At 68.3% G+C, this 20442-nt stretch carries 16 protein-coding genes; 3 read left to right on the forward strand and 13 right to left on the reverse strand.

Going from position 1 to position 20442, the window contains the following annotated elements; all coding sequences use genetic code 11:
* Position 1: 1 nt before the first annotated feature.
* The 12 genes from G3M57_RS16655 to G3M57_RS16710 all read right to left on the reverse strand — a co-directional run bounded on the left by G3M57_RS16655 (position 2) and on the right by G3M57_RS16710 (position 12804).
* Positions 2-760 carry an SDR family NAD(P)-dependent oxidoreductase gene (locus tag G3M57_RS16655; RefSeq protein WP_163231814.1) on the reverse strand — a complete coding sequence of 253 codons (759 nt, stop codon included), beginning with the start codon at positions 758-760 and terminating at the stop codon, positions 2-4.
* The gene (locus G3M57_RS16660; protein ID WP_163231816.1) at positions 757-1599 is read right to left on the reverse strand and encodes a sugar phosphate isomerase/epimerase family protein; all 843 of its coding nucleotides are present in this window, start codon (positions 1597-1599) and stop codon (positions 757-759) included. Before G3M57_RS16660 ends, G3M57_RS16655 begins: the two co-directional genes overlap by 4 nt.
* Positions 1596-2360, reverse strand: coding sequence for an SDR family oxidoreductase (locus tag G3M57_RS16665; protein WP_056753875.1), 765 nt, complete (start codon positions 2358-2360; stop codon positions 1596-1598). The genes G3M57_RS16660 and G3M57_RS16665 overlap by 4 nt, the downstream gene beginning before the upstream one ends.
* Entirely contained in the window at positions 2354-4144 is a 1791-nt protein-coding gene (locus G3M57_RS16670; protein ID WP_163231818.1) for a thiamine pyrophosphate-binding protein, read from the reverse strand. Before G3M57_RS16670 ends, G3M57_RS16665 begins: the two co-directional genes overlap by 7 nt.
* Before the next feature lie 92 nt (positions 4145-4236).
* Positions 4237-4968 carry a transcriptional regulator NanR gene (gene nanR / locus G3M57_RS16675; protein ID WP_200945240.1) on the reverse strand — a complete coding sequence of 244 codons (732 nt, stop codon included), beginning with the start codon at positions 4966-4968 and terminating at the stop codon, positions 4237-4239.
* Positions 4969-5120: 152 nt separating this feature from the next.
* Entirely contained in the window at positions 5121-6557 is a 1437-nt protein-coding gene (locus G3M57_RS16680; protein WP_208789611.1) for a DUF1593 domain-containing protein, read from the reverse strand.
* An 88-nt stretch (positions 6558-6645) separates the two neighbouring features.
* Positions 6646-7626, reverse strand: a complete 981-nt coding sequence (locus tag G3M57_RS16685) for a sugar phosphate isomerase/epimerase family protein (RefSeq protein ID WP_163231820.1) — start codon at positions 7624-7626, stop codon at positions 6646-6648.
* Positions 7627-7672: 46 nt separating this feature from the next.
* The gene (locus G3M57_RS16690; RefSeq protein WP_163231822.1) at positions 7673-8629 is read right to left on the reverse strand and encodes a D-ribose ABC transporter substrate-binding protein; all 957 of its coding nucleotides are present in this window, start codon (positions 8627-8629) and stop codon (positions 7673-7675) included.
* Positions 8630-8646: 17 nt separating this feature from the next.
* Positions 8647-9501, reverse strand: coding sequence for a DeoR/GlpR family DNA-binding transcription regulator (locus G3M57_RS16695; RefSeq protein WP_163231824.1), 855 nt, complete (start codon positions 9499-9501; stop codon positions 8647-8649).
* Positions 9502-9541: 40 nt separating this feature from the next.
* Complete coding sequence (locus G3M57_RS16700) at positions 9542-10591, reverse strand: ABC transporter permease (RefSeq protein WP_163231826.1); 1050 nt, start codon at positions 10589-10591, stop codon at positions 9542-9544.
* Complete coding sequence (locus tag G3M57_RS16705) at positions 10591-12120, reverse strand: sugar ABC transporter ATP-binding protein (RefSeq protein ID WP_163231828.1); 1530 nt, start codon at positions 12118-12120, stop codon at positions 10591-10593. Before G3M57_RS16705 ends, G3M57_RS16700 begins: the two co-directional genes overlap by 1 nt.
* 3 nt (positions 12121-12123) lie before the next feature.
* Positions 12124-12804 (reverse strand): DUF2291 family protein, encoded by a 681-nt coding sequence (locus G3M57_RS16710; protein ID WP_163231830.1) that lies wholly within the window; start codon positions 12802-12804, stop codon positions 12124-12126.
* Between the two features lie 369 nt (positions 12805-13173).
* Between G3M57_RS16710 and G3M57_RS16715 the strand changes: the two genes are divergently transcribed.
* From G3M57_RS16715 to G3M57_RS16725, 3 genes are read left to right on the forward strand one after another with little or no spacing between them, the layout of a single operon-like run.
* Entirely contained in the window at positions 13174-14004 is an 831-nt protein-coding gene (locus tag G3M57_RS16715) for a transketolase (protein WP_057187086.1), read from the forward strand.
* Positions 14001-14954, forward strand: a complete 954-nt coding sequence (locus tag G3M57_RS16720) for a transketolase family protein (protein ID WP_163231832.1) — start codon at positions 14001-14003, stop codon at positions 14952-14954. Before G3M57_RS16715 ends, G3M57_RS16720 begins: the two co-directional genes overlap by 4 nt.
* Before the next feature lie 3 nt (positions 14955-14957).
* Positions 14958-16412, forward strand: a complete 1455-nt coding sequence (locus tag G3M57_RS16725; protein ID WP_163231834.1) for an FGGY family carbohydrate kinase — start codon at positions 14958-14960, stop codon at positions 16410-16412.
* 751 nt (positions 16413-17163) lie between these two features.
* Here G3M57_RS16725 and G3M57_RS16730 read toward each other — a convergent pair.
* On the reverse strand, positions 17164-20313 hold the full coding sequence (locus G3M57_RS16730; protein ID WP_230983651.1) for a TonB-dependent receptor: 3150 nt from the start codon (positions 20311-20313) through the stop codon (positions 17164-17166).
* Between the last annotated feature and the right edge of the window lie 129 nt (positions 20314-20442).

Raw genomic sequence — 20442 nt, forward strand, 5'->3', positions numbered from 1 at the left:
CTCACGTCCGCGTTTGGCCGCCATCGACCACCAGCACAGCGCCCGTGACGAAGCCGGCGCGTGGCGAGGCCAGAAAGGCCACAGCGTCGGCTACGTCTTCGGGCCGGCCTAGAACGCCCTGCGGCACGTCGCGGGCCAGCATGGCCGCGACCGCTTCGGGATTTTCAGCCGACTTGCGGTCCCAGGTCCCGCCTGGAAACAGGATGTTGCCCGGCGCGACGCCGTTGATGCGGATCCCTTCGGCGGCGAACGGACGCGACAGGCCGTTGATAGTGGCGTCCAGCGCGGCTTTGGCGGCGGAATAGGTCACGGGTGCGCCGAGCGCCTCGCGACCGCAGATCGACGAAACGCAGACGATCGCCCCGCCTCCCTCTCGCGCCAGCAGGGGCCTCGCCGCGCCGATCAGGTTGGTGGCCGTGAACAGGTTCAGTTCCATCACCCGCCGCCATTCGTCCGGCGTTTCGCGACCCGGCGCCACGGAGGCTCCGGAGCCGGCGTTGGCGACAAGGACGTCCAGCCGCCCGAGCCGGGCCTGGACGGCGGCGACCAGGCGCTCGCAATCCTCCGGGTCGGAGAGATCGGCGGCGTGGCCCCAGGCTGCGCGCCCGACCTCGATCACGGCCGCATCGAGACCCTCCTGCCCCCGGGCTGACAGGACCACCGTGCAGCCCTCCGCGGCTAGAGTCTTGGCGATGGCCAGGCCGATGCCGCGACTGGCGCCGCCGACCAGGGCGACCTTGCCGTCGAGCCGCAGCTTCATGACCCCACCGCCAGGCTCAGGACGAGATCGCGATAGGTCCGCGCCGCGCCCAGGTGGTCCCCGTCGGCGGCCCGGGCGGTCTGCAGGATGAGAAAGCCGTCGTAGCCGACCTCGTCCAGCAGCCTGAAGACCGCCGGCAGGTCGGCGTCGCCCTCGCCCAGGGCCACGGTCGTGCCGCCCAGCACCCGGTCCTTGACGTGCACATTGATCAGCCGGGGCGCGAGCAGCGGAATTTCCTCGGCCGGCGCCCAACCCAGGCTGGCGCTGTTGCCGATGTCGAAATTGATCCCGAAGGCGTCGGCGGGAAAGCCCGCGATGAACTGCGCCAAGCGGGCTGGCGGATAGTCGCATTCGAAGGCGATCCGTACGCCCAGTTCACGCAGCAACGGCGTCAGTTGGGCCAAGCCCTCGGCCAGGGCCGCTTCCTCGGCCGGCGTCGCCACCGAGCCATTGTCGACCAGCGGCACGACCACGATCGAGGCGCCGACCGCCGCGCCAGCCCGGATCACGCGCGCCATCTCCTCGACCAGCGCCGTCCGGGTCGCGCCCGCAGCCTTCCAGAACGGCGCCTGCATGAAGCAGTCGCCGGTGATCGACGAAACGGCGACGCCGTGGGTGGTCGACAGGGCGACGATTTCGGCCCGGCCTTCGGCGGTCATCAGCGGATTGGCGGCCAGGTCGTCGTGATCCAGCGTCCACTCCAGCCGCGCGAAGCCCAAGTCCCGGGCCAACGCGAACTCGTCACGCCAATAAGGCCAGGGAAAGGCCTGGATCTTGCCGTCGATCTGCGGCGACAGCCGACCTTGCATGAAGCCGATGCGGCGGGCCCGGTCGCTCATGTCAGCCCCTTGGCGGTCCAGCCGCCGTCGATCACCAGGTCCTGCCCGGTCATGTAGCGCGACGCGTCCGACGCCAGGAAGATCGCCGCCCCGACCAGGTCCTCGACCTCGCCCCAGCGACCCAGGCAGGTGTGGCGGGCGCGGGCGGCGTGACGTTCGGGATCGGCGAAGCTGGCGGCGGTCATGTCGGTGTGGATATAGCCGGGGGCGAGCGCGTTGACCCGGATGCCGCGCGGCCCCAGATCGACCGCCAGGGCCTTGGTCAGCAGCCGCAAGCCGCCCTTGGCCGCCACGTAGCCCGGGTTGCCGGGAAAGCCGACGAGGCTGTTGATGCTGGTGACGTTGACGATGGATCCGCCCCCCTCTTCGCCTTGGGCCGCCATGTGCGGCGCCACCGCCAGGCAGGCGGCGTAGGCGGCGCGGAGATTGACGTCCAGCGTCGTGTCGAACGCGGCGAGGGCCTGATCCGGCGCGGCCGAAACGCTGACCCCTGCGGCGTTGACCAGCACGTCGATGCGACCGTGCTCGGCGACGATCCCGGCGACCAGCGCATCCAGCCCCGCGGCCACGTCGGCTGACACATAGCGGACCGGCTGGCGAAACGGATCGCGCGGCGCCGGCGAGCGCGCCACGCCGACAACGCGGGCGCCGGCGCCGGCGAGGCCGTCGGCCAAGGCCGCGCCGATGCCCCGCGACGCGCCGGTCACCAGGGCGACCTTGCCCTCCAGCGAGAACAGCCGGGCCAGCGTGGGGCCTACCATTGGATGTCGGACAGCGGCGTCGAGGACAGCTTGCCGTCGGGCGAGATCACCGTCTTGACCGTCGGGCCCCGAGATTCGGCGCGATCGATGATCAGGTCCACGAAGATCGGCGCGGCCTCGGCGTCGAGGGCCGGCAGCAGGGCGTCCAGGGCGGCCAGGCTGTCGACACGGGCGTAGCGCAGGCCGAAGGCCGGGGCGACCTGGCCATAGTCGGGAATGAACACGCCGGACTCGCGGCCCGCCCCGCCCACCGCGCCGAAGTGGCGGTTCTGCGACGCGTGGATCGAGGTGTAGCCGTCGTTGTTCAGGACGAAGAGTACGAAGCCCTTTGGCGCGTAGTGGCTCAGGGTCGCCAGTTCCTGGATGTTGAGCATCAGCCCGCCATCGGCCTCGACACAGACCACCCGACGGTCGGTGGCGAAGGCCGCGCCGATCGCTTGCGGCAGGCCCAAGCCCATGGCGCCCAGCGAGGCGCCGAAGAAGCAGCGGCTGTCCTCGCCCGGAGCGAAAAAGCGGATGAAGGCTTCGATCGCCGAGCCCGAGCCGGTGGGCACGAACACCTTGCCCGCCGACCAGGCCGACAGGCGCTGAGCCACGCCGAAGACGTTGAGGCTATCGACGGTCAGGCGCTGGCGCTCGTCAGCCAGATATTCGGCGCGGCGGGCCTCGCACCAGGCGCGCCAGTCGGCGGCCATGGCGCTGGCCGCCGCCGAGGTGGCCTGGACGGCGGCCGGAAGGGTGGACAGGTCGGCCTTCAGCGCGCGGGTATCGGGCAGGCCCGCGAACTTGGCCAGTTCGCCGGCGTCGACGTCGACCATCAGCCGCTCGGCCTGGGCTCCGAAGTCGTGACGTTGAAAGGCCGTGGTGCCCAGGTCCAGCCGCGCGCCCAGGAACAACACGCGGTCGGCCTGGTAGAGGATCTGGTTGGCCGAAAGCGGCGCCAGGCCGCCCGGCGCGCCAAAGTTCAGCGGATGGTGCGTGGGCAACTGATCGGCCGACAGCCAAGAGAACACCGCCGGAACGCCGTGCGCCTCCAGGAAGGCGCGCACCACTTGGCCGACCCCGGCCACGCGGCAGCCATTGCCGACATAAACCAGCGGCCGGCGGCCGCCCAGCAGCCAGGTCAGGGCTTCGGCCAGCGAGGCGGCGTCGGACGGGTCGGCGTCGCCGGCGATCCGGTCGCGTACCGCCTGGGCGGCCGCCAGTACATCTTCGGCCACATAGTCGATCACCAGGTTCTGGACGTCGAGCGGCAGTTCGACGAACACCGGTCCCGGCCGGCCGGTGAAGGCCTCGGCGAAGGTCTCGACCAGTTCATCGCGAAAGCCTTCCGCAGTGACGCGGACGAAGCGCTTGACGCAGGGGCTGACCAAGTCGCGGGAACGGACTTCCTGGGCGCCGTGGGTGCGCGTGCCGAAGCTGTCGATGTCGGCCGTCTTGACCTGGCCGGCCAGGACGATGACCGGGGCGCTGTCGCCATAGGCCGAGCACAGGCTGGTGATGGTGTTGGTCACGCCCGGCCCCGCCGTGACCACCGCCAGACCGGCGACCCGATAGTCGGTCGCCTTGGCGTAGCCTTCAGCCGCGCCGGCGCAGGCCTGCTCATGCTGGTTGTAGATAGCGGTCAGTCCGGAATGGGTCGAGACCGCCCGGTTCAAGTACATGGCCATCCCGCCCGTCAGGGTAAAGGCTGCGCGGACGCCCAGCGCCGCGGCCAGGTCCACCGCATACGAAGCGATATTACGCTCGGCCGCTGGCCGGATCGGGGGACGAGAAGGACTCATGATGCAACCAAGCCGAAAACACCTGCATAGGCGGCGGACGGCGGCGCGATCAAGGTCGCCGTTTCAAAGCGGAAGACTTCGATCGAAACGCCCTAGGCGTCCGATTGATCGAGATAGCGCAGAAGCGCCGCTTCGGCGCCGTCCGGATCGCGGGCCTTGATGCTGTTGACGATCGCGGCGTGCGCCTGAAGCGCCAGGCGCCTTTGGGCGATTGTCGCGCTGGGCTCGACCTGGTGATCGCGCAGCCACCCCAGCATGGCCTCGGAGACCGCGTCGAAGATGGCGTTGCGCGAGATGGCGGCGATCTTGCCGTGGAAGCGCCGGTCGGCGGCGATGAAGGCCTCGGCGTCACCGACAACAGCCGCCTGCTCCTCGACCAGCTGGCCGAGCTCCTCAATGTCGGCCGAATCGGCTTTCTGGGCCGCCTCCCGGACCATGCCGCGTTCGAAGAACCGGCGGGCGTCCTTGAGATTCTCCAGCATGGTCGGCGAAGCCGACAGCATCAGCTGGGCGACGAGGTCGATTTGGCCGACCGCGGCCTTGGCCGACAGCGGCCGCACCCGGGCCCGCTCGCCGTGCTTGATGGTGATCAGCCCCATATTGGCCAGGGCCTGCATGGCCTCGCGGATCGCCGGTCGGCCGACGCCGTAGCTGGCCATCAGCTCGCGTTCCGATGGCAAGGCATGCCCCGGAGGATACTCTCCCGAGGTGATCATCGCCTTGAGGCGGTCGAGGACATGGTCGGACAGCTTGCGCTTGACGATCGGCGCGGCGACCAGCCCTTCGTTTGACTTGCGAAGCGCCATGTCCGGAAACTGGAGCAAGGCGGGCTCGAAGTCCAGATCGTGGATTTGGACATGGCCGCGCGCCCTAAAGGGCGCGCGAACACCCCACGCGCCAGCCTCCCCACGCCTCGCCCGCGTCAGGCGCCGCTCCACCCCGCGCGAGAGGCGAAGGCTGCGGCTGAGCCGGGCGCTCATGTCTTGGGCTCCACGGTGATGATCGCTCGCCGATAGGCGTAGAGCGCCGGTGTTCCGGCGTCCTTGGCCTCGAGAATTACGTGAAAGCGGGTGCGTTCGCTGACTTGCGGAACGGTGAAGCGCGTGTGCATCGGGTCCCCGCGCTGAAGCGCCAGTTCGGGCGAGCGGTTCAGCGCCTCGGATTCCCGGTACTGCCACCAGCTGTAGACGACCTTGTCGCCGTCAGGATCACGCGAGCCTTCGGCGTTCAGCTCGACCCGCTCGCCGGGCTTGGCGACGATCTCGACCGCCTCGCGGCCGCCCACGCCGTTCAGCACCAGTTGCGGATTGTGGTTCGCGCCCTTGTACGACTCCTGCAGCGTCCACTGGATGCGGGCGGCGAAATCGTTCTGGTAGGCCTCGCGCCAGCGCCAGATCGTGGCCTTGTTGTCCTGGTGCGGCTTGCCCTGGGCGTCAATCACGAAGTCGCTGGTGTCGGCCCAAAGTCCGTCCCATTCCGACACCTTGCCGTAACGGCCGCCCCAGCTACCGTAATCGGGATGTTCGGGCGAGCCCAGGCCGTTGGGGATCAGGTAGAGGAAGCTGGGCGTATCGCCTTCCATGATGAATTCGGGCAGCGGATACAGCGCCCCCAGCGGTCCCTTGCGGACGTTCTCCCGAGCCCACTCCCGCGACACCAGGCCAAAGTCGGGACCGTCGAAATAATAGAACCGGTCGCCGGACATGCCGCCCCAGGTCGACAGGTTGTAATGACGATGGGCGTGGATGCTGGTGATCCAGAACAGGTCCGGAAAGTAGCGGCGGATCCAGCCGCCGGCGTTATCCTGGTCGGAGATCGAATAGACGCGCAGCTTGCTGACGAAGGCCGCGGTATCGGCCGCGGAGCGGGTGTTGCGGACGGTCCACAGCGCCTGCGCCAAGTCGACCGCGCCGCCCCATAGCGACAGATAGACCGGACGCGGATCGGGCTTGTCGACCACCGTGATGATCCAGCGCGAGGCTTCCGTATCCTTGCCTTCGCCGACCCCGGCCATGCCGAACGCGCTGCTGCCGGCCTTGATCCGGTCCATCAGGAACTGGGTGTCGGGATAGTCCCTCGACTGGGCCCGCAGGTTCGGCAGCACTTGACCATAGGCGGCCACGCGAGCGCGGATCTGTTCGGGCTGGACGCCGGTGCGCAGGTGCCGCGAACTGACCGCCAGCAGGCCCTCGACATCGAATTCGTTGGCGTAGAGCAGGAAGCGGACCATCGATTCCTGGTCGTCGGGATCGCCGCCGATATCGGTCAGCATCATCACCCGGCTCTTGGGCGCGGCGGGCGCCGGAGCCGGCGCGGCGGCCTTCCGGGCGGGCGCAGCCTGGGTCGAAACGGCGCCGAGACCCAGCAGGACCATCGCCGCAGCGGCCGTCAGAAGTGAAAGGGAGCGGGTCATCGGCGGGTTTCCAGGAGAACGGTCATGCGGCGGTTCGAGCGTCGAGGCGAACGCCCTGGACACCCGCCCAGGAGTCGCCGGCGCATCGTCAGTAGGACGAGTACAGCGCGGCCTGGGCCAGGCGCAGGGCCTCCAGGGCGTCCTGCCGGTCCTGGGCGGCCTGCAGGGCCTCGAAATCCAGCTTGTCCAGCGCCCGGTCGATCACCTTGAGGAAGTCGATGGCCATGCGGGCCGCCGTGACGCTGTCCTCTCGGAAGGGGAACTGGTCCAGCTGCCAGACGCCGTCCCACTTGTTTTTACGCAGCACGTGGAAGAACTCGAACAGCTCGATCGGGTGGACCGTGCCGGCCACCATGTCGTCGTCCCAGCCGCGCATGTTGTCGTTGACGTCCATGCCGAACAGCCGGCCGTGGTCGATGGCCAGTTGGGCGGCGTCCGCCGGCGACTCGCCGCCGTACAGCGAGTGGCCGAAGTCGAGCAGGATGCCGATGTTGGGCAGGCCGATCTTCTCGATGCCCAACAAGGTGCGGGCCACCGAATCGTAGCTCATGTGCACGCGGGGCTCGCGCGGCTTGTACTCGATGACGAACTTCAGGTCGGGGTTCTGGCTGGCCAGCTCGCCGACGCCGTCCATCGACATCCGCCACAGCTTGTGATGATCGACCTGGAATGGATAATCCCAGCCGTCCTGGCCCGGCCACAGCTTGACATAGTCGGCCCCGAACCGGCGCACGACATTGGCCGCGTCGTTGATCAGTTCATTGGCCCGGCGCCGCACGCCCGGATCGGGATTGGTGAAGGCCCCCTTGGCGAATTCGCGGGTATAGATCTCGGGGGTGATCCCGATGACCCCCAGATTGTTGCGCTTCAGCGCGACCTCGACCTCATCGAGGCTGAGCTTGGGATCGACGAACGGGTAGTTCAGGTCGACCACCGACAGCTCGCCCACCTGCCCGGCCTTGTCGATCGCCTCGATCAGGCTGACCGGCGGACCGTAGCCGTCTGTGGCGTAGCGGTCGACATAGGTCGCGAAGTGCCAGATGCCGGCCCCGAACCTTGGCTTGCTCATGATCGCGTTACTCCAGACTGGACCCACCGCGCCAGGGCCGAGGCGGCTATCGACGGACGAGATTGAAATTGTCGAGGTCGGCGGCGTTGGCCGAGGTGATCAGGAAGCAGTCCATCAACTGCTTCTCGGGCTGGCCGGTCTTGCCGGTCTTCAGGTAGCGATCGGCCAGTTCCACAGCGTACTGGGCCTGGCGGTAGGCGGGCTGCAGCACGGTGGCGTGCAGCTTGCCGGCGCGGATGCCGTCGCGGGCGTCGTTGGAGCCGTCGAAGCCGACCACCACGACGTCGGAGCGCCCAACGCTTTCCAGCGCCGCCACTGCCCCCAGGGCCATGGTGTCGTTGCCGGCGATCACGCCCTTCACCTCGGGATGGGCCTGCAGGATCGACTGGGTCTTGGCGAAAGCCTCCGACTGGCTCCAGTTGGCGGTCTGGCGGCTGATCAGCTTCAAGTCCGGATACTGGTCGATGACCTCGTGGAAGCCCTTGGAGCGGATCATGGCGTTGGTGTCGGACTCCTTGCCGACCAGCTCGACATAGGCGCCCTTCTCACCCATGGCCTGGATGAAAGCCTCGGCTCCCAGGGCCGCACCCTGGTAGTTGTTGGAAACGATCTGGGCGGTGGCCAGGCCACGGGTGTTGATCTCGCGGTCGATCAGGAACACCGGCACGCCCGCCGCCTTGGCCTTGGCCACGGCCGCCGCGCTGGCGTCGGCGCCGGCGTTGTCCAGGATGATCGCCCCGGCGTTGCGGGCGATGGCCGTGTCGACCAGCTGGCTCTGCTTGAAGGCGTCGTCGTCGTGCGAGAACTTCAGGGTCTGGTAGCCGAGGGCCTTGGCCCGCGCCTCCGCGCCAAGAGCCTCCTGGCCGAAGAACGGGTTGTCCATCGACGGGGTGATGATGACGATCAGGTTCGACCGTCCCTTGGGCGCCAGCCAAGCGACCGCCAGCACGACCGCGACGGCGGCGGCGATGGCGATGGCGACGATCAGGTGGCTGCGCTTCATGCGGCGGACGCTCCTCGTCAGGCGACCAGGACGTGGATGCCGCGCGCCTCGAAGGCGCGACGATCCTCGTCGCGGATGGCCTGGTCGGTGATCAGGGTGTTGACGATCTCGACCCCGCCCAGCGACGAGAACGAGGTGCGGCCGATCTTGGTGGAATCGGCCACCAGGTAGACCCGGGAGGCCGCGGCGATCATCGCCCGCTTCACATAGAGGTCGGCCAGGGACGGATAGGTCAGCCCCGCCTCGAACGAGACGGCGGCCGTCGCCAGGAAGGCCTTTTCGGCATAGAGCCCCTCGAAGAACGCCGCCGACCGCTCGCCGCTCAGCGACAGGGTCGGCGCCTTGAATTGGCCGCCCGGCATATGCACCGAGCACGAGGGCAAAGCCCCCAGGGCCAGAGCAATGTTCAGGGCGTTGGTGACGACGTTGAGGTTCTGCCGTTCCAGCAGGTTCATCGCCACCTCGGTGGTGGTCGAGCCGGAGTCCAGGATAATGGTCTCGCCGTCGCTGACGAGCGAGGCGGCCAGCCGGCCGATCCGCCGCTTGGCGTCCATGTTGACCATGTGCTGCAGCGCCATGGCCCGCACCTGCTGAGGCACGGAACGCAGATAGGCGCCGCCATGCTCGCGCGTGATCTGGCCCTCGCTTTCCAGCCGTTCCAGGTCCTGGCGGATGGTGGCTTCCGACACTGAGAAGGCGTCGGAAAGGTCGCGCACCCGGGCGCTGCCCTCCTCCTGCAGCCACTCCAGGATTCTCATCCGGCGCGGTTCGGCCAGCAGACCCGCCCCGGCCTCGATGGCGCGCTGCCGGGCCGACTTCTCGGCGGGCGGCGGAACGGACGTCCTTGGTCCCTTGGGGCCAGACTTGGCCATGGCTTTCTTGCTCCTTCGCGGGGCGACGCCGGCGACCATGTCAGGCCCTCCCCGCGGCCGTCAGACGCCCCTGGAGCTGGTCGAGCACGACCGCGGCGATAATCACAAGCCCCTTGATGACCATCTGCCAGAACTCGCTGACGCCCATCATCACCAGGCCGTCGCCCAGCACCCCGATCACGCAGGCGCCGATCAATGCGCCGCCCACGCTTCCCCGACCGCCCGACAGCGACGCCCCGCCCAGGACGACGGCCGCGATGGCGCTGAGTTCGAAGGTCTCGCCGCTGGCGGGATGAGCCGCCACCAGCTCTGAGGCGACGATCATCCCGACCAGGGCCGCGCAGACGCCGGAGATCACATAGACCGCGATCTTCACCCGGTCGACGCGCACGCCCGACAGCAAGGCGGCGCGCTCGTTGCCGCCCACGGCGTAGACCCAGCGGCCGAACGGCGTATCGCGCGCCACGAAGCCGGCCAGCAGGGCAAGGGCCGCCAGCAGCAGCACCGTGACCGGCAGGCCCAGCACGCTGGCCGACCCCAGCCACGGAAAGCCTTCGTTGCCCAGGCCGGTCCGGCCGACCAGGTTGGGGAAGGTCGCGCCGTCCGATAGCAGCAGGGCCGCGCCCCGCGCCACGTACAGCATGCCCAGGGTGGCGATGAACGGCGCGACGCGAAACCGGGCCACCAGCACGCCATTGAGGAAGCCGGCGAAACCGCCCAGCAGCAGCACGATCGCGATCACCAACGGCACGCCCGGATAAACCACCACGCCCAGGGGCTGCAGCGTCACGCCGTTCAGGATCAGGGCCCCGGCCGCCATGCCGCCCAGCCCCGCGATCGACCCTACCGACAGGTCGATGCCGCCGGTCAGGATCACGTAGGTCATGCCGATCGCCAGGATCGCCGTGATGGCGATATGCTTGAACATGATCAGGAAGTTGGACGCCGACAGGAAGTTTGGCGCCGCGACGGAGAAGAAGGCGACCACCACCGCCAGGGCGATCAGCGCCCGCAGCTTCAGCAGCAAAGCCGGGACGCCGCGAGTTTGCGGGACGACGGGAGCTTGGACGGCGAAAATCTCGGTCGCCATCAACCCGCGAGCTCCATAGAGCTGGACGAGGTATCCCCCACGCCGTTCGACGCCGCGACCAGGGCCGCTTCGTCGGCCTGATCAATCGGCAGATCGGCCGTCAGCTGGCCGCCGGCCATCACCAGCACCCGGTCGGCGACGGCGCGGGCCTCCGCCAGGTCGGACGTGGCGAACACCACGGCCAGGCCCTGCTCCGCCAGACCTCGCATAGTCTCGAACAATTCGCCCCGCGCCCCGACGTCGACGCCGCGGCTGGGTTCGTCCAGCAGCAGCACCAGGGGCGCGGTCATCAGGCAGCGCCCGATCACCACCTTCTGCTGGTTGCCTCCGGACAACGTCCCGATCGGCGCCCCGGCCGAGGCGGCTTTGACGCCCAGCCGGGCCATCATGGCGTCGATCGCCGAGCGTTCACGCGGACCGCCGATCACGCCGCTCCGCGCGAAGGCCCACAGGCTGGAGAGCCCCAGATTGCCGCCCACCGAAAGATTGTGAAACAGTGCGTCGCGCTGGCGGTCCTCCGGCGCGAAGCGCAGACGCCGCGCGCATCGGTCGGCCAGGCTCAGGTCCGAGATGTCCTCGCCGGCCAGCACGATCGAACCCTGGGCTGGTCGAGCGCCGCACAGGCCTTCCAGCAGCTCCGTGCGCCCCGAACCCAGCAAGCCGTAGAGCGCGGTCACCTCGCCGGCCCGGACCCGCGTCGTGACCCCGTCCACCAGCCAGCCGCCGCCCGGGCGCGGAACCCGCAGCTCCTCGATCGCCAACACCACCTGGCCGGCCGAAGGGCCCGAACGACGGGGCTGGTCACGACTCTTGTCGCCCAGCATCTGCTCGACGATCCAGCCCACCGACGCGTCCGAGGCGGGCCTGGAGGCCTGAAGTCGCCCGTCGCGCAGCACGGTGACATGGTCGCCGATGCGCATCAGCTCTTCCAGCCGATGCGAGATGTAGATCACCGCCACGCCGGACTGCTTCAGCTCCCCGATCACGCCGAACAACACCTCGACCTCGGCGGCGCTTAGCGCCGAGGTCGGCTCATCCAGAATCAGCACCCGGGCGTCGTCGATCAGGGCCTTGGCGATCTCGACGATCTGCTGCTCGCCAACTCGCAGGTCGCCGACCAGGGCGTCAGGGTCGATGGCGTGGGCCAGGCGCGACAGTACGGCGCGAGCGCGCGCCTGCTCGCCGGCGTGGTCCAGGACGCCCGGCGTCGTGGTCAGGCCGCGGCCGAGGAAGATGTTCTGCGTCACCGTCAGGTTGGGACAGAGGTTCAATTCCTGGAACACGATCCCGACGCCGGCCGCGGCGGCCTCGCGCACCGAGGAAAAGCGCACCGGCTCGCCGTCCAGCAGCAGCCGCCCCGCCGTCGGCTGCTCGACCCCGGCCAGGATCTTCATCAGGGTCGACTTGCCTGCGCCGTTCTCACCGATCAGCACGTTGACCGCGCCGGCGTGGACGTCGAAGTCGACCCCGTCCAGAGCGGCCACGCCGTTATAGGCCTTGCTGATCTTCTCCGCCCGCAACACCGCCACCGTTCAACGCTCCGGCGGGGCGCGCTCGAGGCGCACGGGCGTGAGCACGATGGGATCATCGGCCTTGGACAGGGCGAAGGCGCCGACAAAGGCCACGGGATCGCCGACTTTCAGCCCCTGGGCGACGGGGCGGGCCTGGGCGACGGCACGGCGGGCCATCGCGCCGCCAACTTCGGCATAGGCGATCTGATTGGAGAAGTCGTTGAAGGTGACGAACGGCAGGCTGTCACGCAGCGTCGAGCCCGACACCACCGGGCCGACCTGGATCTGGACATCGCGGGCCTGACCACGAGCGGCGGGCATGGCGACGATCACCCGACCGGCCCGCGCCGTGGTGTCGACGCCGGCGACCACGCCTCGCCCCTTGGCCACGAACGTCCAGGGCGAACCGTCCCCGGCCCGGCGACCGTTGCGAGCGCCCGCCGCATCGAGATCTTGATCAATGGCGGCGGCCAGTTCCGGAAGCGGTGCGGCGACCTTGGTCCAGTAGGGCGCGGCCTGGGCGTCCCAGAGGGCGTCAACATAACGGCCGGCGTCGAAGGCGCCCGCCAGGCGTTCGCGGGCTGCGCGATCGACGGCGAGGGGCACGACCTTGCACCCGGCCAGAACAGGCAACACGACCAGCGCCAGTCCGACCCGGCGCCGGGCGATCGAGTCGCGCGCTGCCTTGCCTCGTTGCGCCAAGACTCCAGCCCTCCCGCCGCGCCGATTGCAGCGCTTACCTTCGAATAATTTCGAATTTACGCCAAACGGTGTCACGGCGCGATTTTCCTGTCAATCACACGTCTCACATTGAAGATTTTGGTTTCATATTTTGGTCATTTCTCGATATTTCCCAACTATTTCCGGCATTCCGCTCAAAGCGGCATTCGCTACGCCGAACTGCTGACCCGAGTCAAAACGATAAAATTCGAAGATATTACGCATAAATCGCATTGCACGATCATTGACCCCACGGCTAGTTTGGACTTGAGGGCGGCGAAAACGCCAGGCGAATGGATCCTTCCGGTCCCGGCGCGCCGACCTCCTTGGCGCCCAGCGAGAAGGTCGAGGATGAGCGAAGCAAGCCAGCGACTGGAGAACCGCGCCGCCCGCGTGGCCGAACGCGCCAACTGGATCCGCCGCAGCGCCCTGAAGATGACGTTCGACGCCGGGCAAGGACATCCGGGGGGCGACCTTTCCGCCGCCGACATCCTGGCGGCGCTGTACTTCGATATCCTGCGCCACGACCCGGCCCGGCCGGACGCACCGGATCGCGACCGGTTCGTGATGAGCAAGGGCCACTGTACCGGCGCCTTCTATTCGGTGCTGGCCGCCGCCGGCTTCTTCCCGCAGGCCGAGCTTTCGACCTATCTTCAGCCGCTGTCGCGGCTGAACGGCCATCCCAGCCGCGCCGCATTGCCCGGTGTCGAGACCAGCACCGGTCCGCTGGGGCACGGCCTTCCGGTGGCCGTGGGGATCGCCATCGCCGGCCAGATCGACGCGGCCGGCTATCGGGTCTTCGTGCTGACCGGCGACGGGGAGTTGCAGGAGGGCAGTTGCTGGGAAGCGGCCATGACCGCCGGCCACCGCAAGCTGGACAACCTGACCCTGATCGTCGACCGCAACCGGCTGCAGCAGGGCGCCCTCACCGAGGACACCGTCGCCCTCGCCCCCCTGGCCGACAAGTGGCGCGCCTTCGGCTGGGACGTCGTCGAGGTCGACGGCCACGATCCGGCCGCCCTGCTCGCTGCGCTGGAGCATCCCGGATCCAGGCCGCTGTGCGTGATCGCCGCGACCATCAAGGGCAAGGGAGTCTCGTACATGGAGAACCAGGCGGGCTGGCATCATGGCTGCCCCACCCCCGACCAGTACGCCCAGGCGCTGCGGGAGCTGGCGGCATGAGCGAGGCCGCGTCGACCGCCGGCCTGTTCGACTGCCGCGACGCCTACGCCCAGACCCTCCTGGCCTTGGCGGAAAGCGACCCGCGGATCGTGGCCGTGGTCAATGACAGCGTCGGTTCCAGCAAGCTGAACGGTTTCAGGACGCGCTTTCCCGAACGCCTGATCAATGTCGGCATCGCCGAACAGACCCTGGTCGGCGTCGGGGCGGGTCTCGCCAACGGCGGCAAGATCCCGTTCGTCAGCGGCGCCGCATGCTTCCTGACCGCCCGGGCCCTGGAGCAGATCAAGGCCGACATCGCCTATTCCCGGGCCAATGTGAAGCTGTGCGGCATCTCCAGCGGCGTCGCCTACGGCGAGCTGGGACCCACCCACCATTCGATCGAGGACCTGGCCTGGCTGCGGCCGATGGCCAACCTGACCGTGATCGTGCCGTCCGACCCCTGGGAGACGGCCGAGGCGATCAAGGCCGCGGCCGCCCTCGACGGGCCCGTATTCGTCCGCATCAGCCGCATGCCGACGCCGGCGCTCGAGCGGGCCACGCCCCGCTTCGAGATCGGCAAGGCCGAGATCCTGCGGACCGGCCACGACGTGGCCCTGATCGCCAACGGCGTGATGGTCCATCGCGCCCTCGTCGCCGCCGAGGCCCTGGCCAGGGACGGGATCGAGGCGCGGGTGGTCAATCTGTCGACCCTGACGCCGCTGGATGAATCGGCCATCCTGGAGGCGGCCGCGACCGGCGCGATCGTCACAGTCGAGGAGCACTCGGTGCGCGGCGGCCTGGGCGGCGCCGTCGCCGAGGTGGTCGCGACCCGGGCTCCCTGTCCGATGCGGATCCTGGGCTTTCCGGGCTTCCTGCCCACCGGTTCGGCGGAGTGGCTGATGGAACATCATGGACTGACGGCCGACGGGATCGCCCAGGCGGCCCGCGGCCTGCTCGCCGGGCGCGGCTAGGGCATGGCGGGCGCGATCCTCGCCATCGACCAGGGGACGAGCAACACCAAGGCCCTGCTGGTGGCGCCGGACGGCGAGATCCTGGCGCGGGCCTCGCGCCCCATGGAGACGTCCTATCCCCGTCCGGGCTGGGCCGAGCAGTCGGCGCGCGGCCTCTGGGCCAGCGTCCTGGCGGTCATCGACGAGGTCGTGGCCGCCGGTCACGCGGTCGCCGGGATCGGCCTGTCGAACCAGCGCGAGTCCGCCGTGATCTGGGACACGGCCAGCGGCGAGCCCCTGGGTCCGTGCGTCCTGTGGCAATGCTGTCGCTCGGCCAGCCGGTGCGAGGCGCTGAAGGCCCAAGGCCATGAGGCCGAGGTGGTCGCCCGCACCGGCCTGGCCCTCAACCCGATGTTCTCGGCCGGCAAGCTGGCCTGGCTGCTGGACCAGGATCCGACGCTGCGGGAGCGGGCCGGGCGCGGCGAGGTCAAGGCCGGCACGGTCGACGCCTGGCTGCTGTGGAAGCTGACCGGGGGCCGCCGCCACGCCACCGACCACAGCAACGCCTCGCGCACCCAGCTGATGAACTTGCAGACCCTGGCCTGGGATCCGGAAATGGCGCGGCTGTTCGATGTGCCGCTGACGGTCCTGCCCGAGATCGCCCCCTCGGACAGCCTGTTCGGCCAGACGGCGGCGGGCGCCACGGCCCTGCCGGCCGGCGTGCCGATCCATGCGATCCTCGGCGATTCCCACGCCGCCCTCTACGGCCATGGCGTGGAGAGTCCGGGCAGGGTCAAGGCCACCTGCGGCACCGGCTCGTCGCTGATGACGGTCACCGGGGCCCGCGTCCGGTCGGCCCATGGCCTGTCCAGCACGATCGCCTGGAGCCGGTCGTCCGGCGTCCTGCACGCCCTGGAAGGCAACATCTCGGTCTCCGGCCAGGCGTTCGCCTTCGTGGGCCAGCTGTTGGGCCTGGAGGACGAGGCGGCCCTGACCGCCTTGGCCGCCTCGGTTCCCGACAGCGGCGGCGTTTGCGTCGTTCCGGCCCTGGCCGGCCTGGGCGCTCCGCACTGGAACGACGCCGCCCGGGGCCTGGTCAGCGGCCTGAGCCTGGGCTCCACGCCGGCCCATCTGGCCCGGGCGGCCTTGGAGGCCGTCGCCCTGCAGATCCACGACGTGTTCATGGCCATGCAGGCCGACCTGGGCGGCGTCCTGCCCGAACTGAACGTCGATGGCGGCGCCGCGCGCAACGACCTGCTGATGCAACTGCTGGCGGACCTGATCGACCGCCCCGTGCGCCGCCCCGACACCGCCGAGGTCAGCGCCCTGGGCGCGGCCCGGCTGGCGGCCCGGGGCCTGGGGTTCGACCTGGCGCTGGGCGACGGCGCGGGTCGGGTGTTCACGCCCGCCATGACGTCGCAGGTCCGCGAGCATATCCTGGCGGGGTGGCGAGACGCCCTGCGGCGGGCGATGCTTTAGCTGGCGGCCCAGGCCCTTGCCCCCTACGGACCGCTTCGCTGTCGTCTTCCCCCAGAGGGGGAAGAGCGCTGAGCCTGGCGCCGTGCGGCTCCGCCCCCTCTGGGGGCGGACAGACCGCGAAGCGGTCAGGTGGGGGCAAGTGGGTGTGATCTCACGCGATCTCTCGCTGAGCTTGATGGGAAGGGTGCGAAGCGCCCGGGCCTCGCCCGGAGTAGCTTTGATGTTTGTACCGTTTCGACGAAGTGCAGGCGCTTCGCGTGGAACCGTTATCCGGAAGCCTTCGGGTCGCGGATTTTTAACCCGCTCCGATGGAGGCCCCCGACGGGCGGAGCATTGGCGTGCTCCGGACCGCCCGGGCGATTTCAGCCCGGGCCTGCTGGCTCTATCCGCCTATCCGGGCGCCGGAGTTTCGTCGCGACTGAGGCGAACCTGCTCCGAACCGACCTGGACGCTTCCGAAGAAGCACGACGGACAAGGCCTTCCCGCTCGTCCACCCCCGAAAGCCGCATCGGTCGCCGTACGTGCGCCCTCCCCGTGCTCTCAGGTGGGAGCATTATGGGGGTGGTTCTGGAGGCGGAGGACAAATCGGGGTCGAAAAAGTTCACACCGTTGAAATCACTCAACTTCGAACGCCATGCGCCGAGGATGGAGCTCCCTTGCAAGATCTCCTTTCCGGAAGGGCGGCGCCCAAAGAAAAACGGCGGGCTCCGAGGAGCCCGCCGCCATTCTGGTGCTTGTATTCGAACCGGCTCTAGAAGGCCAAGTCGAAACCGAAGCGGACGTAACGCGGCGCTTGGTACGCGATCGGCGAACCATAGTCCGGGTTCACGGCGCCGTTGTCGGTGTCGCCAGTTTCCTCGAACGAGTTCACGCCGTCGGCGTTGAACACGTTGAAGATGTCGGCGCGCAGGACGAGGTTGCCATCCAGCGGGATGATCTTGTCCGGAACCGTATAGCGGACCGACAGATCGAGGGTGTTGATCCAGTCAGTCTTCAGACCCACGCCACGCGGCGCCGGTTTGCCTTGGCAGTAACGCGCCGAGGCGCCGTAGTCGCCCGACGGATCGTTCGGATCCGGGTAGAGACCCAAGCAGCCCTGGTGACGCGGCGAAAGCAGGCTGTAGTTGGCGCCGAACATCAGGTTGTCCGTGACGGCATAGGTGCCGAACACCTTGAACTGATGCGCACGATGGTTCGGCAGCAGACCATATTGGTTGTCAGCAAGGTGCTGGAAGTCGAATAGGATCGTGCTGCCGGCGTCGGTCTGAGCGTTGTCGGACAGGACGGTGCCTTCGTAGTTGCCCTTGGATTCGGACAGCACGTACGAGCCTTGCAGGCCCCACTTGCCGTCGAAGGCGCGTTCGAAGTTCAGTTCCAGGCCGATGTACTCGCGCTTCACGGTCGGGAAGCCAAGTTCCTGCTTGGTGAACGTCAGGGTCTTGGGCAGACCGCTGGCGGCCAGATCGGCGATCGTCGTGGCGGAGTGAACTGCGGCGTTTGCCGGACGCAGGTTGATGGTCAGGTCTTCACCCGGGTTGAAGACGATGTACTGCCAGGAGTTGTTGTACACCGTATTACAGGCCGTCAGGCCCGCGCCGGTAAGGTGAGCGGCGCAGTAGGAGCGGACGTACGGGTCCAGCGTCATGTCTTCCGACACCCGATGCAGCGACCGGTAGGTCAGCGAGGCGCCGACCTTCCACAGCGAGTTGATCTGGCGTTGATAGCCAATCACGAACTCGTCTTCGTAGGTCGCCTTCAGGCCCACGGCCGTCTTGGAAGCGGCCGGCTCAGCCACGCCCACGCCGAACGACACGCTACAGCCCACGACGCCGGCGGCGCCGGCCACGGGGTTGTTGAGCGGGCAGTAAGTGAAGCCGCCCGCCGGGTTGGTGGTCTTGGTGATTTGCGTGCCAAGACCAGCCGGCACGCCAGTGGCCGGGTTGATGTTGAAGCCACCGGCCGGAGCGTTGAAGAACGCGCTATAGCCAAGGTCGGCGCCGCGGTAGCTGAGGTTCGAGGCCGGCGGGATGAAGTAGCGACCGTACGAAGCAAAGACCTTGTCCTTGCCTTCGCCGGTCGGATCCCAGGTGATGCCGGCGCGCGGACCCCAGTTGTTCTTCAGGTCGAGAACGCGTTCGCCGACTAGGTTGTCCAGGGTGAACTTATCGTTGCGGATGCCCAGCTGCAGGCTGACGTTCGGCGTGATGTCCCAGGCGTCCTGCACATAGTATGAGGTGTTGCCGCCGTGCACCGGGGCGCCGCCCAGGCGTTGGGTCGAGACTTCGACATAGTCGACGCCCGGCGCGACGCCGCGACGGTCGGTCGCCGAACCACGGTGATAGAAGTAGCCAATGCCTCCGGTGCTGACGGTGCTGTGGTTCAGCGTCGTCTTCTCGTGGTCATAGCCGGTACGGACGTGGTGCGAGCCCAGAAGGTTGAAGTACAGGTCGCCGTCGAAGCGGTAGAATTCGCGCGTCGTGTCCAGGGTAGCGAACGAGGCGGACTTCTGCTGGCTGATCGTCAGCGTGGTGCCGGAACGGTCGTCGCGAACGCGCGGGTTCTTGGTGTCTTCCGGCAGGGTGTTGTTCCGGTCCTTGCTCTTGCCGTAAGCGGCCGAGAGCGTGAACCAGTCAGTGAAGGTGCCGGTATAGCGGCCGACCCAGTTCTCACCGCCCAGTTCGTACTGGGTCGACGGCAGCCGCGCGCCGATCTCGTCAGCATCCGGATCGTAACGATTGGCCGTGCGCTGGGTCGTGCGCGTGGTGTCGAAATAGGTGAATTCCAGGCGATGCTTGTCGGTGATGTAGCCGTCGAGCTTCAGGCCGTAGAAGGGGTCGTTGGTGACGTCGCGGACGTATTGGCCGTTGGTGCTCTGGGCGGTCTTGACCACTTCCTGCTGGCTCTGAGCCAAGCCGTAGAAGAACAGGTGGTCCTTGATGATCGGACCGCTGAGCTCGACCGTGCCGCTGTTGTTCGAGCGACCGCCGCGATGGTTCGCGTACTCGTAGGTGTCCGGCGAGTCCTGACGCAGGCTGTCGGACTCGAAGTTGCCGTGCAGAACAACCTTGAAGTCGTTAGAGCCCGACTTGGTGACGGCGTTGATCACGCCGCCGGTGGCGCGACCGAACTCGGCGGGGTAGCCGCCGGTCTTCACCTCGATCGACTTGTAAAAGTCGAACGGAACGGCGGCGCCGCCCACATAGGTGTTGAAGTTGGTGATGTTCAGGCCGTTCACGTAGAACGCGTTTTCAGCGATCGACGATCCGCCGATCGACGCCTGGGTGCTGAAGTCCGGGGTCGCCGGCGAGGTCGAGACGACGCTGGTGCTGCCCGTCAGGGCGCCGGGCGCCAGTTGGACCACGGCGGTCAGCGAGCGGCCGACCGGCGCCTGCTTAGTCAGGGTTTCCATGTCGACGGTCAGACCCTTGGTGGTCTGGGCGAAGTCGAGCTGCGGATTGGCCGTCGCGGTGACAACCACTTCGCTGACCGAAGCGTCGGCCGAAGCCAGGGTGAACGAGTAGGCGGTCTGGCCGCCCAGGCCGACGCGGACGTTGCCGTCGCTGGTCGGCTGGTAGCCTTCCTTGGCGATCGCGACCGAGTAGCCGCCGATCGGGATCAGGGGAACGCGGAACTGGCCATTGCCGTCGGTGGTGACGGAGCGGGTGAAGCCTTGGTCGAGCGACTTAACCGTGACGGTCGCGTCCGGGACGGTGACGCCGGCCGAATCCTTGACGGTGCCGATCAGCGAACCGGAGCTGTAGTCCTGGGCGCTGGCCAGGGTCGGGATCGCCGTGGCGACCGCGGTCAGGGCCAGCGGCGCGGCGACGCTGGCCAGGCCGGCCAGCAGCGTCGACGTCAAGAGACGCGCCCGCGCGCCGCCCTTGGTGGAAATCATCTTCATAGTATCCCCTCTTGCATGGCGAAGCATCCCGACCGCCCGCACGCGCCCGTTTCGGGGACGTTACGTTCGGCCTGTCTGGAATTTTTGCCCCAACTCCACCACGAGAACTTAGGTGTCCCGGAAAACATT

It is taken from the genome of Caulobacter rhizosphaerae (assembly GCF_010977555.1).
GTDB classification, from domain to species: Bacteria; Pseudomonadota; Alphaproteobacteria; order Caulobacterales; family Caulobacteraceae; genus Caulobacter; species Caulobacter rhizosphaerae.